At 35.9% G+C, this 15344-nt stretch carries 12 protein-coding genes; 11 read left to right on the top strand and 1 reads right to left on the bottom strand.

The window, feature by feature from the left end:
* Nucleotides 1-5: 5 nt before the first annotated feature.
* Both D1953_RS03765 and D1953_RS03760 read left to right on the top strand, forming a co-directional pair.
* Entirely contained in the window at nucleotides 6-1376 is a 1371-nt protein-coding gene (locus D1953_RS03765) for an MFS transporter (protein WP_119115834.1), read from the top strand.
* A 109-nt stretch (nucleotides 1377-1485) separates the two neighbouring features.
* The gene (locus D1953_RS03760; RefSeq protein ID WP_119115833.1) at nucleotides 1486-2472 is read left to right on the top strand and encodes an NAD(P)H-dependent flavin oxidoreductase; all 987 of its coding nucleotides are present in this window, start codon (nucleotides 1486-1488) and stop codon (nucleotides 2470-2472) included.
* Nucleotides 2473-2618: 146 nt separating this feature from the next.
* Here D1953_RS03760 and D1953_RS03755 read toward each other — a convergent pair whose 3' ends face one another.
* Nucleotides 2619-4160 carry a 2-isopropylmalate synthase gene (locus D1953_RS03755; protein WP_425454244.1) on the bottom strand — a complete coding sequence of 514 codons (1542 nt, stop codon included), beginning with the start codon at nucleotides 4158-4160 and terminating at the stop codon, nucleotides 2619-2621.
* 503 nt (nucleotides 4161-4663) lie between these two features.
* On the opposite strand from D1953_RS03755, the gene D1953_RS03750 reads away from it, so the two are divergent.
* The 9 genes from D1953_RS03750 to D1953_RS03710 all read left to right on the top strand — a co-directional run bounded on the left by D1953_RS03750 (nucleotide 4664) and on the right by D1953_RS03710 (nucleotide 15321).
* Nucleotides 4664-5848: a CaiB/BaiF CoA transferase family protein gene (locus D1953_RS03750; protein WP_119115831.1), complete on the top strand. Its 1185-nt coding sequence runs from the start codon at nucleotides 4664-4666 to the stop codon at nucleotides 5846-5848.
* A gap of 28 nt (nucleotides 5849-5876) precedes the next feature.
* Nucleotides 5877-6659: an SDR family NAD(P)-dependent oxidoreductase gene (locus D1953_RS03745; RefSeq protein WP_119115830.1), complete on the top strand. Its 783-nt coding sequence runs from the start codon at nucleotides 5877-5879 to the stop codon at nucleotides 6657-6659.
* A 408-nt stretch (nucleotides 6660-7067) separates the two neighbouring features.
* Entirely contained in the window at nucleotides 7068-8243 is a 1176-nt protein-coding gene (locus D1953_RS03740) for an acyl-CoA dehydrogenase family protein (protein WP_119115829.1), read from the top strand.
* Nucleotides 8244-8313: 70 nt separating this feature from the next.
* Nucleotides 8314-9378, top strand: coding sequence for a TRAP transporter substrate-binding protein DctP (dctP, locus tag D1953_RS03735; RefSeq protein ID WP_119115828.1), 1065 nt, complete (start codon nucleotides 8314-8316; stop codon nucleotides 9376-9378).
* 36 nt (nucleotides 9379-9414) lie between these two features.
* On the top strand, nucleotides 9415-9825 hold the full coding sequence (locus tag D1953_RS03730; RefSeq protein WP_245979893.1) for a PaaI family thioesterase: 411 nt from the start codon (nucleotides 9415-9417) through the stop codon (nucleotides 9823-9825).
* Nucleotides 9826-10168: 343 nt separating this feature from the next.
* A complete protein-coding gene (locus D1953_RS03725) occupies nucleotides 10169-11746 on the top strand; it encodes an acyl-CoA synthetase (RefSeq protein WP_119115827.1) in 1578 nt (525 codons plus the stop codon).
* A gap of 192 nt (nucleotides 11747-11938) precedes the next feature.
* Nucleotides 11939-13117 (top strand): acyl-CoA dehydrogenase family protein, encoded by a 1179-nt coding sequence (locus tag D1953_RS03720; RefSeq protein ID WP_119115826.1) that lies wholly within the window; start codon nucleotides 11939-11941, stop codon nucleotides 13115-13117.
* Nucleotides 13118-13218: 101 nt separating this feature from the next.
* Nucleotides 13219-14001 carry an IclR family transcriptional regulator gene (locus D1953_RS03715; protein WP_119115825.1) on the top strand — a complete coding sequence of 261 codons (783 nt, stop codon included), beginning with the start codon at nucleotides 13219-13221 and terminating at the stop codon, nucleotides 13999-14001.
* Between the two features lie 120 nt (nucleotides 14002-14121).
* Nucleotides 14122-15321 (top strand): CaiB/BaiF CoA transferase family protein, encoded by a 1200-nt coding sequence (locus D1953_RS03710; protein ID WP_119115824.1) that lies wholly within the window; start codon nucleotides 14122-14124, stop codon nucleotides 15319-15321.
* Nucleotides 15322-15344: the final 23 nt, after the last annotated feature.

The raw sequence follows: 15344 nt of genomic DNA, 5'->3' as shown, positions 1-15344 counted from the left end.
AGACAATGTCGTCCATTTCTACCCCTACTTCGGACTTTGCAAGTGCCAAACCTATTCAAGAGAATAAAATCCTTATCATTTGGAGTTTCACTAGTTGGTTAGTAGTCATGAATACAACGATGTTTAATGTAGCGTTGCCGACCGTACTTAGTGAGCTTTCTATCAATTCTTCGATGGCATCATGGTTTGTATCTAGTTATTCTATCGCATTTGCCATCTCTACTTTGGCTTTTAGTAGATTGTCTGATTTTATTCCCATCTCTAAATTATTATTAATTGGCATAGCGATATTGGGAGTATCATCCATACTAGGGTTCTTTGCTTCGCATTTCTATCTATTACTAGCAGCCCGTATTTTACAGGCTGCAGGAGCAGGGGCAGTTCCAGGGCTGGTGGTAGTGCTTATCAGGCGCTATGTACCGATAACGAGACGAGGAAAAGCAATGTCATTTATTACTTCTGCTGTTTCCTTAGCATTCGGCTTAGGTCCTGTGGTAGGAGGAGCCATTACTCAATACTTAGGATGGAAATATCTTTTTGGGATTACCGGCTTAGTTGTTTTATTTATTCCTTTTTTTCGAAAGTTGTTGCCTAAAGAAAAGGTCAAGAGGGGACATTTTGATCTACTTGGTGCAGTGCTTACGGCATTAAGTGTAACAGGGCTTTTATTATTCTTCTCTACCTTTTCATATATCATTTTAATGAGTACGTTAGTTCTTAGTTTCATATTGTGGAAGTATCTTCATAAAATGGAGGCACCCTTTATTCAACCGGAGCTCCTTAAAAATCGACAATTTTTAAAATTACTTTTCATTGGATTTACTACGTTTCTAACCAACTTTTCAACTCTATTTTTATTGCCTATTATTTTAACTGTTGTTTTTAAAAAAGAACCAGCAGAAGTAGGGTTGATTATTTTTCCTGGAGCGATTTTAGGGGCAATAGCTTCTCAGTTTATAGGGAGATTAATTGACCGCATTGGAAGTGTATCATTAATTATCACAGGTCAGTTATTGCTTTTTAGTGGAACTATTATGCTAGGATTATTTTCTACTGTATCTCCATTATCACTACTTACAATATATATAGTATTTAGTATTGGATTTTCTACAATCAATTCAAGTATTTCTAATGAAGTAACAAGGATTTTATCAATCGTGGAAATTGGGGCAGGTGCGGGAATGACTCAGTTAGTACAGTTTTTTGGAGGTGCCTTTGGCGTAACTCTTGCTGGTCTAATGTTAACCTTTCAAAAAGGGTTATTATTGGAACTAGTTTATAGAAATATTTTCTTAAGTATTTCTTTTCTTATTTTTTGCGCTATGATCATGTTTTACTTCTATTATCGAAAAGTTAAGTTTGAGAGAATGGTTTAACATATATTTACAAAATATTAAAAATAATGGTATTATTATGGAATGGTGGTTAATAATCCTTATACTTTTAGATTTACTATTCTCATATTTTAAAGAGAGGGGAATAATCATGACAAATACTAAATTAAATATGCTCTTGGAAAAAACAAGGTTACCGGTTATTTCAGCACCAATGTTTCTTGTATCTGGTACAGAATTAGTGATTGAAGCTTGTAAATCAGGCATAATTGGTTCATTTCCATTATTAAACGCAAGAACAGGGGAAATTTTAGAAGAATGGATGAATCGAATTACTGAAGAATTAGAAGAAGCAAAAGCGTTAAATCCTGATCAGAAAATAGCTCCATGGGCTGTCAACCTTATTGTCCATAAAACCAATAAACGATATGAAACAGATTTGGAACTAATTAAGAAATATCAACCTCCTATTGTTATTACTTCATTAGGTAAGCCTACATCTGTTGTTGACATTGTCCATGAATATGGTGGACTTGTATTTTCTGATGTAGCGACCCTTACTCATGCAAAAAAAGCGGCAGAGACTGGTGTTGATGGCTTAGTGTTAGTTTGTAATGGGGCAGGAGGTCATGGTGGTACAATCAATCCAATAGCATTTATGGGAGCCGTCAAAAAGTTTTGGAGTGGAATCACATTGCTTTCTGGTTGTATTACAAATGGACAAGATATATTGGCCGCCCAAGCATTAGGAGCAGATTTTGCTTATATGGGAACTAGATTCATTGCCACAACTGAAAGTAATGCGAGTAAAGACTATCAAAAGATGGTAACGGATTCAACAGTTGACGATATCCTTTATACGCCTGCTTTTAGCGGGGTGCATGCTAACTACCTGATTCCGAGTATTAAAAATGCTGGGCTCGATCCTACACAGCTTGAGAGAAAAGAAACGATAGATTTTTCACATATGGAGAATAAGGAAGTAAAAGCAAAAGCCTGGAAGGACATCTGGTCTGCTGGTCAAGGTGTAGGGACAATTGATAAAGTTCTACCAATTTCTCAAGTAGTTAATGACCTTGAAGAAGAGTATGAAAAAGCCTTATCTACTTTAATATCTACAAGAAAGATACAATGTTAATTATTTAATGAGTTGGCGCTGTTAATTAACTAACACATAGCCAATTGGTCACAAAAAAGATGACTTCAAAATAGAAGCCATCTTTTTTGTGGTATCAATATTTATAAATAGTCAACATAGAAGTTCATTAAACGTAGTTGACTGTTTTAAATTTTGGATAAATTTTCATGCGGGGTTTTTAATCTGTTAATTGCATCGATATAAGCGTTAGCGCTTGCAACGATAATATCAACATTAATAGCTCTGCCTTGGAATAACGATCCTTTCTTTCTAACTTTAACAAATACTTCTCCAATTGAATCTTTTCCTTGTGAAATGGAGTTGATTTTATAATCAACTAATTCGGTATCTTCTAACTGAAGAGCACCATCTATGCCTTTATAAAGGGCATCAATTGGACCATTTCCTTCACCAACTCCTTCAATTAAAGAGCCATCGCTATGCACGATATTAACGAATGCTCGATATTGATTGTCTGTGAGTATTTGTAAACTGAAGTCTTTAAATGAATATAAAGAATGCTTTTCTTTTGTTGTCTGTGTTTCTAACAAAGCGATAATATCCTCATCAAAAATTTCCTTTTTACGATCGGCAAGATCTTTATACTTTTTGAAAACTTCTCTAAGCTGCTCATCGTTAACAAAATAACCGAGCTCTTCATATCTCTTTTTAAGCGCATTTCTGCCGGAGAGTTTGCCTAATACTAGCTTAGTCTCATGAAAACCAATACTTTCAGGCTTCATAATTTCGTAGGTAGATTTATCTTTAATAACCCCATCCTGATGAATGCCGGAAGAATGAGCAAACGCATTTCCGCCTATAACCGCTTTGTTAGGAGGAATAGCAATGCCTGTAAGTCTACTTACTAATTTACTTGTTCTAGCTACTTCTTTCAAATTGATCCCTGTTTCTTTATGATAATAATCTTTTCGAGTTTCTAATAAAGCAGCTACTTCTTCAAGAGCTACATTTCCTGCTCGTTCACCAATCCCATTTATACAGCCTTCAACTTGTGTAACCCCCGCTTTAATGGCCGCAATACTATTACTTAATGCTAAACCAAGATCATCATGACAATGACAGCTTAAGCGTATGTTCTCAATGCCTGCTGTATTTTCCTTAATATATTGAAATTGCTTGATATATTCTTCAGGAGTTGTGTAACCGACTGTGTCAGGGAAATTCAACACAGTTGCGCCTGCTTCAATTACTTTTTCGGCTACTTCACAAAGAAAATCTAATTCGGTACGTGTAGAGTCTTCACAGGAGAATTCAATATGTTTAAAATGTTTGGCTGCATAAGAGACACTTTCCACCGCTTTGGCTACTACTTGTTCTTTTGTCAATCCTAGTTTACGTTCTCGATGAATCGGGGAAGTAGCTATAAAAATATGAATACCTGTATTATCAATATCTCCAATAGCATTTATTACTGCATCAATATCTTCTTTATTTGTTCGAGCGAGGCTGACTACCATTGGTTTAGAAACAGCCTGTGCGACTGCTCTAATAGCTTGTGCGTCTCCAGGTGATGCAGCAGCAAATCCCGCCTCGATAATATCAATTCCTAGCTTTTCTAATCGTAGTGCAATTTCCACCTTTTCTTCTTGATTAAGATTCACCCCAGGTGTTTGTTCACCATCTCTTAATGTAGTATCAAAAAAATAAACTCTTTTATTCTCCATCATGAAACCCCCTTTTTCAATTAATCACCTATTACGGATATTTATATCCATTTTTTGTATAAAATGTATACTACTACAATTTTTTTAGGGATTCAAGTATTTTATCAATCTCCAAAACATATATTCAAGCTATTTGTTGAATGGGTACGGTCGTGATTTCTTATAGATATGTATTTAAATGATCCCTATAGCTGTACGAACAATAATTATTGTTATTAATTATTCCACTCTTATGAATGTTCTGTATTGGAAAAATTTATAAAAGTTTGATAATGTTAAATAATGTTAATTAAATTGTAGAAAAAGGAGAGGAGGGCAAATCATAGTTAGGGAATAAAAAGATGGAGCCCCTTGTTAGTTGCTTTAAAAGTAGATTAGGCGTACATGTCGACAAGGTTTTGTCTATTAGAGAAATAGGAAAGTAATGTTTGAAAGCGCCTTCTTTAAATAGTTAAAGTCTGTCTGTTAACACAGAATAAAATTATTACGGTCTGAGGTGAACTAGATTGCAAGCTTTAGAGGGAATCAAAGTATTAGATTTATCAAGAACATTAGCAGGTCCATTTAGTACGATGATGTTAGGTGATATGGGAGCAGATATTATTAAAGTGGAACAGCCATCTGTAGGTGATGAAACAAGAAGATTTACCCCGCCTACATGGAACGGTGAAAGTTGCTACTATCTCTCATCCAACCGAAATAAACGTAGTATTACGATTGATTTAAAATCTCCAGAAGGTAAAGAGATTATATATAAATTAGTAAAAGAAGCAGATGTGCTGGTCGAGAACTTTAGAACAGGAACTATGGAGAAATTAGGATATGGCTATGAACAATTAAAGGAAATAAATCCGCGACTAATTTACTGTTCGATTTCTGGATTTGGGCGTTCCGGACCTGAAAAGAACAGACCAGGTTATGATTTATTATTACAAGGATTCAGCGGCTTAATGAGTGTAACCGGAGATCCCGAACGACCGCCGGTGAAAACGGGAACTTCCACTGTGGATATTAATACAGGTATGTTTGCAGCATTTGGAATTGTAACTGCGCTATTTGCTAGAGAGAAAAGCGGGAGAGGACAATTCATTGATACTAGTTTACTAGATAGTCAGGTCGCTATTTTAAACTATTTAGCTACTAATTTTTTTGCTACTGGACAAGTAGCACAACGATATGGATCAGGGCATCCGACAATTGTTCCTTATCAAGCTTTTCAAGCAAAGGACATGGATATTATATTAGCGGTAGCGAATGATAGATTGTGGGAAAAGTGCTGTAAAGGCTTTGAATGGAATGACTTATTAGAGGATTCCAGATTTAAAATAAACGATGATCGAGTAGCTAATCGCGAATTACTTGTTGAAATGATTAATGAACGTCTATCCAAAATGGAAAGCACGGAGGTTTTTGAAAGAATGGAACAAGCCGGAGTACCATGTGGACCTATTCATACTATCGATCAAATCATGACTCACCCACATGTAATCGCAAGAGAGATGGTCCTTGAAATTGAACATCCTGTTGTCAAAAATTTAAAAGTTCCTGGATTTCCAATTAAATTTTCTGAAACCCCTGCACAATTAAAAAAACATCCTCCTTTACTAGGAGAGCATACGCACGAAGTATTACTAGAATTAGGCTATTCAAAAGAGGAAATTGCGAATTTGGAACAAGGGAAGATTATTTAATTATTCATAAAGAAGGAGCATAACTACAATGGACTTAAACTTGAGAGATAAGGTTGCCATAGTAACAGGCGGCAGTAAGGGGATTGGCTTTGAAACAGCCTTATTATTAGCAAAAGAAGGGGCGGACGTTGCTATTTGCGGAAGAGATATCACGAAATTGCAAGAGGCCTCAGCAATCATTAAAGAGACAACTGGAAGAGATGTATATTATGCTTCAAAAGATGTGTCTATAAAGAGAGATTGTGAGGAGTTTGTTGGGGAGACGGCAGAGCATTTTGGCGGGGTTGATATATTAATTAACAATGCTGGTCAAAGCTCTGCACATTCATTTGAACTAGTTAATGAAGAAATGTGGCGAGCAGATCTAGATTTAAAGCTATTTGCCGCAATCTTTTGTTCAAATGCTGCAATCCCGTATATGAAGGAAAGAGGAGGTGGAGCAATTTTAAATGTCACAGCAACAATCGCTAAGACGGCTCCTGCTTCATCACTACCAACGAGTGTGAGCAGAGCAGCAGGAATGACTTTAACAAATGCAATGAGCAAAGATTTAGCTAAATATAATATACGAGTGAACACAGTTTGTATTGGATTAATTAGAAGTGAGCAAATAGAAAGAAAGTGGAAAAAAGATTATGGTCATTTGTCGTGGGAGGAATTTTCGAAATTAACTTCCCATAAAATCCCGTTAGGAAGAATTGGTGAAACGGATGAGGCAGCTAATGTGATTAGTTTCTTAGTATCTGATGCTGCATCGTACGTCACAGGTACCTCCGTCAATATTGATGGGGGGAAAGGAGAGGCTTTATAAAGTTTGGAGTCTTAACTTGCCGTTAAGTGTGGAATACATTCAACAAATCTTTGCTGTCCTGTTATTTTGTAGAAATGCTTTGTTTTTATAATGACGAACGAAAGAGGTTGACCTAAAAGGTCGTTTCATAACGATGGGCTAGGTTAACCTCTTTCTGCTATTTGACTAGCCTGTTTTTGAAGGAAGGACATACGCTTCTATGATGAAAAAGAAATGGTGATGCACCTTAAAACTGTCTCGAAAAAGAGACAGTGTCCGATTTTCAAGACAATTAAAAACACAATAGTGTTTCCTCCCTATAGCATTAAAATAGGAGAATCCTTGAAAACTATAGGTTGGTTTTATCGGCATAGAAATTGCATGATTATATAGCAGCAATACTATAAAAAGGAGAGCGAGGGAAAAAAGATGAGTAATCAAACTATCTATAAGGCGCAAGCAAGTCGTATCTATCCGTCTAATGAACATTTAATGTTTCGCGAATCATTAAGAAAATTCGTGGAAAAAGAAGTGGAGCCTTATTTTACACAATGGGAAGAAGAACGTTTAATACCTCGTGAATTATGGCTGAAACTAGGCAAACAAGGATTTCTTTGTCCTTCGGTTGATGAGAAATACGGAGGCATGGGAGTAGATTTTGGCTTTGCTGCTATCTTATCAGAGGAATTAGCTAGAGTAGGTACGGGACTTAGCGGAATAAGCCTACATAGTAATGTAGCCACTCCCTATATATCTTCTTTTGGAACAGAAGATCAAAAGAAGCGATTTTTACCAAAATTCGTTAGCGGCGAATTAATTTCCGCAATTGCTATGACTGAACCTGGAGCAGGATCAGATTTGCAAAATATTTCTACGACAGCTATTAAAGATGGTTCTGATTATATTGTCAATGGTCAAAAAACATTTATTACAAACGGAATCCTTTCTGATGTCGTATTAGTAGCCTGTAAAACAGATCCAAAAGCAACTCCTGCGCATCGTGGAGTAAGCCTGTTATTGATAGAAAGAGGAATGGCAGGTTTCTCGAGAGGTAGAAAGCTAGATAAGGTTGGCATGCACAGTCAAGATACAGCTGAATTAATCTTTGAAGATGTACGTGTTCCAGCTTCTAACCTTTTAGGAGAAGAGGGAAAAGGATTTCTTTATTTAATGGATAAATTGCAACAAGAACGCCTTCTCACTGCAATAGGAGGAATCGTTGCTGCAGAAGACATGTTAGACATAACGTTACAATATGTAAAAGAACGCCAAGCTTTTGGCAAACCAATTAGTAAATTTCAAAATACACAATTTAAACTAGCGGAAATTGCTACATTAGTTCAAATAGGTCGTACGTTTGTTGATGATTTAATTGTCAAACATATGGCTGGTCAAGATATTGTTACGGAGGTATCTATGGCAAAATGGTGGCTTACTGACATGGCTAGACGAATTTCCGCAGAATGTATGCAGCTGCATGGCGGGTATGGCTATATGGAGGAATATAAGATTGCTAGAAGATACCGTGACGCAGCTGTGGCCCCTATTTATGCTGGATCGAATGAAATTATGAAGATTATTATCGCTAAGAACTTAGGAATGTAACCGTATTCAAATTTGTTTTAGTATTTACGGTGAATGGCTTAAAATAAACGCTTTAATTGGGGGTAATTTAATGAAGAAAAAGAAACTTTTAATTTTCACATCGATTATGACTACTCTTTCTCTGCTAATAGCAGGCTGTAGTTCAAGTACTACAAACAACTCAGAAAAAGAGGAAGACAAAAAAGTTACTTTGAAATTAGCGTCTTATTTTGCTGATACATCTCCTATTTATACAGCGGTAACAGAACCTTGGATGGAAAGAGTGACAGAGTTAACTGAAGGAAACGTTGAATTTCAATATTTCCCTAGCGAACAATTAGGGAAAGCTCAAGATCTCCTGAAGTTAACAAAGGATGGTGTGGCTGATATTAGTATCTATCCAGCTAACTATTTCCCAGATAACATGCCTTATACCCATATGCTGGCGGGCCTTCCAAATCTTAATGAGACGTCCAATCAAGGAACACTGGCTTATCGCGACTTAGTGCAAGAAAGTTCTATTTTATTAGAAGAAGATTACTTAACTAACGGAGTAAGACCTGTTTTGACTCATGTATCTCCTCCGAACGAAATTTGGACAACAGGAGTGGAAATTCGTGTGCCAAAAGACTTAAAAGGCTTGAAGGTGAAAACAGCAGGAGGTATTACAAGTGAGATGTATCAATCTATAGGAGCAGTCCCTGTTACAATCTCTCATGGAGAAACGTATGAAGCTCTTGATAAAGGAGTTATCCAAGCGGCTAATTACTACTCTATGGCTGTAAAAAGTTCCGGAGCAGAGGAAATTCTTAGTTATGGAGTTTTTCCACATGTGGGGTCCGTTATACATGGTTTAGTAATTAATGAAAAGGTTTGGCAAGGACTTTCTGAGGACACACAGAAAGCGATGATCCAAGCGGGAGAAGAAATTATGGAATCAGCAGGAGAAATTTATAAGAAAGAAACGAATAAATTCAATGAGGATTTCGTAAAAAACGGCGGAAAGATAGCAGAATTAACAGAGAAAGAACAAGAGGAATGGACAAAGGTAACGGAAGAATTTAATCAATCTTGGTTAGAAAAGAATAAATCTGACGGCCATTCGTATGAAGAAGTACTAAATGTGTATAAAGAAAAACTAGAAAAATATAAGTAAAAACTTAATCCTGAGTTAAAGAAGAGGTGACGCTTTGTGCTAGTGGAATCAATGGAAGATATGAGACAAATTTATGAAAACAGCCCATTTAACAATTTTTTAGGCATTAAATTAGAAGAATTCGAGGAAGGCTCTGTTGTTTATTCTCTTAAAGTTACTCCTGCCCATTTAAATGTGAATCAAGGCGTACATGGAGGAGTGTATTTTAGTATTCTCGATTCAGTGATGGGAGCAACTATTCGTACAGTCATTAAACAACCTATTGTGACAGTGAATGTGACTATTAATTATTTTGCTCCAGTAGAAAATGGGGAAACAATGATTGCAAGAGCTAATGTTATTCAACATGGAAAAAGCATTATGACTGCTGAAGGAATAATCGAAGATTCTAATGGTCGATTATTAGCGAAAGCAACTGGCACCTTTAAAAGAATAAGAAGTCGTTGAAAGATTTTAATAAGTAATAATTAATGAAACTTCTTGTATGTTACGTAATAGGAGGGCAAATAGAAATAAAGAGGGTTCTATTGTTTTAGAATCCTTTTTATTTCTTTAAAATGTTCTGGATAGAATCAATGAAATTCTTCTATATGAAAATTTAACTATATTAATGAATAGTGTTGATTCATATGATTTTTTGCTTAAGGCGTATGAAGTCCGCTTTTCAGAAAAGTTGAATGGTTTCTTCTCCTCCAAGAAACGAAGGAGGAACTTATAACCGTGTTATTTTCATAAGATTTGAAACTGAATAATCATTTTCTTCATTTATAAGTGTCGAAAGGGGAATTAGATGGATCAATTAAAAGTTTCTTTATCTCAACAGCTGCTTATTGGAGAGGCGTTAAAATGTGCTGCACATAATGTACCTAAGAGAGTCGCTTTTGTATATGAGCATCAACGATTAACCTATCAAGAACTACTTAAACGTGCTTCTCATTTATCAGGATGGCTTCGAGAACAAGGAATCGGCAGGAATGACAAAGTGGGTTGTCTATTTAAAAACGGAATTCCTTTTGTAGAATTATATTTTGGGACGAGTTTAAATGGAAGTGTCTTCGTTCCGGTTAATTTCCGTTTAGTTGCTAGTGAAATTGAATATATTGTAAATAACTCGGATGTGAAAATATTATTTATTGAAGCAGAATTTATTGAGACTATCCGCTCAATAATAGATAAGCTTCCGCAACTCCAAATGATTGTAATAGTAGATACTGTAGAGAAAGAACTTGATTTCGATGCTATCTCATATGAAACCATTTTTAAAAATCCTGTAAGCTATCAAAATATAGAGAGATTAAATGACGAAGATTCCCATATCATTATTTATACATCTGGAACGACTGGTAGGCCGAAAGGAGCAGTGCTGACACATAAAAATCTTTATATTAATGGTATGAACAAGCTATATCATAATTCTTCACCAAAAGGAACAAAACATTTAGTGATTCCTCCTCTTTTCCATATAGCAGCGTTATCTCTTTTAGTACAAAATTGTCTAACGGAAGGTACGATTGTTCTTCATCGAGAATTCGAACCCGTAAACGTCCTTGAAACCATTCAAAATGAAAAAATCAATTCGATGTTTTTAGTCCCAGCAATGTGGAACTTTTTGTTCCAAGTTCCTAATCTATTAGATTATGACTTAAGTTCAATGAAAAATTGCTCGTTGGGAGGGGCTATTTGTCCTGTTGAAATAAAGAAACGCATTATGACAGTATTTAAAAACGCTAACGTATATGAAGCTTTTGGGCAAACGGAAATGAGCCCATCTACAACCTATTTGTATGGTGAAGATTCTCTTCGCAATAATAAAACAGCATCTGTTGGAAAACCATCTATTAATGTTCGAATTCGGATTGTAGATGACGAGATGAATGATGTACCTGTAGGAGAAGTCGGAGAAATTGTGTATCAAGGGCCAACTGTGATGAAGGAATACTATAAAAATATTGAAGCAACGGAAGAAGCTTTTAAAGGGGGATGGTTCCATAGTGGTGATTTAGTTCGCATGGATGAAGATGGCTATATTTATGTAGTTGATCGTAAAAAGGACATGATTATTAGCGGTGGCGAAAATATTTATCCTAAAGAACTTGAAGAAGTGCTTTATCGTCATCCCGACATTTTAGAAGCAGCTGTAATCGGCATTCCAGATTCAAGATGGGGAGAAACGGTTAAAGCATGTATTGTATTAAAACCTGGAAAGGAATTAACGAAAGAACAAGTTATTGAATTTTGTAAGCAGCATATCGCCTCCTACAAGAAACCACGAATAATCGAATTTATAGACTCCCTCCCAAGAAATGCAGCTGGCAAAGTATTAAAAACGGTTTTGCGCTCAAATGCTCAAGAAAATAAGGTTCATTAAGAAACTAGTTGAATAAACCAACGAAAGCCAATTTTATCTAAGGTTATTTTTTACCTATCCTTGTCCATCATAAGTGGTCCTTTTTAGTGGGGGGGAAATAAGGGAATCACCTGTCATCCCATTATAAGGGGCTTTTTTATGACTTGTTCATTGATCGCAAAAATAAATGATTTATAAAACGGAGGGAAACAAATGTCAAATACTGCTGTATATGATATTCAAAAAACAAATCGTCCTTATTTCACGGAAGAACATATTATGTTTCAAGAATCTTTAAGGAGGTTTTTAGAAAAAGAAGCTGTTCCTTTTTTTGAACAATGGGAAAAAGAAAGAGTAGTCCCTCGAACGTTATGGAGAAAACTGGGTGAGAATGGATTTTTGTGTCCGGAAGTAAGTGAAGATTACGGCGGTGTCGGTGGTGATTTTGGTTTATCTATTATTCTATCTGAAGAATTAGGTAGAGTCGGGGCGGGGCTTTCTGGAATGGGAACACATAGCAATATCGTGGTCCCTTATTTAAATTCCTTTGGAACAGAGGAACAAAAACAAAGGTATCTCCCTGGCTGTGTAAGTGGGGAAATCATAACTGCTATTGCTATGACAGAACCAGGAGCAGGTTCAGATTTAGCTAATATTCGTACAACCGCTATTAAAGATGGTGATAATTATATTATTAATGGTCAGAAAACGTTTATTACAAATGGGATTCTCTCTGATTTAATCATTGTAGCCTGTAAAACGAATCCGCAAGCAAGTCCTCCGCATAAAGGGGTTAGTTTATTTTTAGTAGAAAGAGACACGCCAGGATTTTCAAGAGGAAGAAAATTAGACAAAGTCGGCATGCATTCCCAGGATACGGCTGAACTCATTTTCGAAGATGTTAAAGTCCCTGCTGCTAATTTGCTTGGTGAGGAAGGTCAAGGTTTTAAATATTTAATGGCTAAATTGCAGCAGGAACGTATTTTAGCGGCAATTGGAGGTCAGGTGGCCGCTGAAGATATGTTGGAGTTAACCCTCCAATATGTGAAAGAAAGAGAGGCCTTCGGCAAGCCAATTAGTAAGTTTCAGAATACCCAATTTACTCTAGCTGAAATAGCAACAGAAGTTCAGGTAGGGCGCACATTTATTGACCAGTTGGTTGTCAGACACCAAAACGGTGAGGATATTGTAACAGAAGTTTCTATGGCGAAATGGTGGATTACGGATATAGCAAGAAGAATTTCTTCTCAATGTATGCAGCTGCACGGGGGATATGGGTATATGGAAGAATATAAAGTGGCTCGCCGTTATAGGGATATTGCCGTTTTTCCGATTTTTGCAGGAACAAATGAAATTATGAAAGTGATTATTGCAAAGAGAATGGGACTATAACAAGTTTATCTACTTCTTAAAACACTGCTGAATATTAGTAGTGTTTTTTGTTGACAAAAAAAGTTTTTATATATAAAATAATAATCAAGAGGTGTAAATAAATGGAAAATGCTAAAACTAAGGAAAAAAAGAAATATTCAGTACCAGCATTGGAAAATGCCTTTGGAATACTAAAGTTGCTCAGTCGTAAACGTTTTAGTGAAAGTACTGTAACGGAAATTGCTAATGCCTTATCATTGAGTCCAGCCACTTGTTACAGGATTTTACAAAGTTTAGAGAGCCTTTCGATTGTTCGATATTTAGAGGATAAAAAAAGATATACGCTAGGTCCATATCTTGTTGTTTTAGGGGAAAGAGCAAAGGAACATTTAGATTATATCTCTGTCATTATGCCTTATCTAGAAGACTTAACGAGACAAACCGGCATGACTTCGATTCTAGTTAATAAAATTGGTGAAGATAAATTAGCCATTATAGCAAAATCAGAAGCTAGTGATTTTGGAGTAAGTGTATCAGTAGGAAGACATTTTTCAATTACTGACGGTTCATTTGGAATGTGCTTTCTAGCATATATGGATAAGGAATTACGAGAATATTATTTAAAACAAGCTCAAGGCTTAAAGTCATTTTCAGAAGAGGACTTACAACTAATCGAAAGAGATATTGAGAATTTAAAGAAAACTGGGTATGCGATTACTTATGGAGAGTATATAAAAGGGTTGTGTGGCATAGCAGCTCCAATCTTTGATACTAGAAATAAAGTTGAAATGTCCATAGAGTTAATTGGTTTTACTTCTCAATTCGAAAAAGAAGATCTTCATGTAAAAGGCAAGCTAATGAAAGAAGTAGCTGATGAAATCAGTAAAAGAATTAGGAGTTTTTAATCACTGTTGTAAGCGTATCCAATACTATTATAAAGTAACTCAATAAAAAATCTCAATTGTTAAATTCCCTTTTATAAGATTAAAAGGCTAAAAATACTTTTTAAAAAAAGGAGTAATAATGTGGGAGCACTTAGCGGAGTTAAAGTATTAGATTTATCAAGGCTACTTCCAGGGCCTTATTGTTCATTAATTATGGCAGACTACGGAGCAGAAGTCATTAAGATTGAAGAGCCAGGACAAGGCGATTATATACGTTGGAGAAAGCCGGCCATTGAAGAAATTGGAGCCAGACATTTAACGGTAAATCGAAATAAAAAAAGTATTGAATTAAACCTTAAGACTGAAGAAGGCAAAGAGATTTTTAAGAAAATGGCTGAAAGCGCGGATGTTATTTTAGAAAGCTTTCGACCAGGAGTCATGGATAGATTAGGTATCGGTTATGATGAAATTTCTAAGATTAATGAAGGAATTGTGTATTGTTCGTTAACAGGTTATGGACAAACTGGTCCTTATCGCCGCTTACCTGGACATGATATCAATTATATCGGTTACAGCGGCATATTAGGTTTGATTGGTGAGAAGGATGGAAAACCAGTCGTTCCAGGGGTTCAAATTGCTGATTTAGGCGGAGGGGCATTAATGGCACTATCCGGCATTATGATGGCACTTTTTCATAAAGAAAAAACCGGAAAGGGTCAATATGTTGATGTATCGATGCTAGATGGCGCTGTTACATGGTTATATGCGGCACTCTCAGATTATTTTGCTTCAGGTTCTACTCCAGAAAGAGGGAAAACTCGTTTGGATGGCCACTTTGCTTTTTACAATGTCTACGAAACGAAGGATCAGAAATATCTTTCAGTCGGAGCATCGGAAAAGAAATTTTGGAAAGAAATTTGTGAATTAGTTGGAAAGCCAGAATGGATTGAACTTCATGAAGGACCTGAAGACGTTCAAGAACAGTTAAAGAAAGATATGAGTGAATTGTTTAAGCAAAGGAATCAGCAAGAATGGCTGGATTTATTACAAACAAAAGATACATGTGTGGGACCTGTTTATAATATCGATGAAATCTTTTCAGATTCTCAAATTATTGAGAGAGAGTTATTTACTGAAATGAATCATCCTGTAGCGGGAATGATTAAGCAAATTGGATTCCCTATTAAATTTTCACATACGCCAGGGAAAATTCATTCTCATGCACCGCTTCTTGGAGAGCATACCGAGGGAATTTTATCGGCATTAAATTACTCTAGAGCTAACATTGATGATTTTAGAAGCAAAGGAGTAATTGGTACTCATACGCCAGTTGGAAATTGAAATATCTGAAAATTAAAAAAGCA

It is taken from the genome of Peribacillus asahii (genome assembly GCF_003570725.1).
Lineage (GTDB): Bacteria > Bacillota > Bacilli > Bacillales > DSM-1321 > Peribacillus > Peribacillus asahii.
Note: the sequence above shows the minus strand (reverse complement) of the source record. Positions and strands in the feature narration are given on the sequence as shown.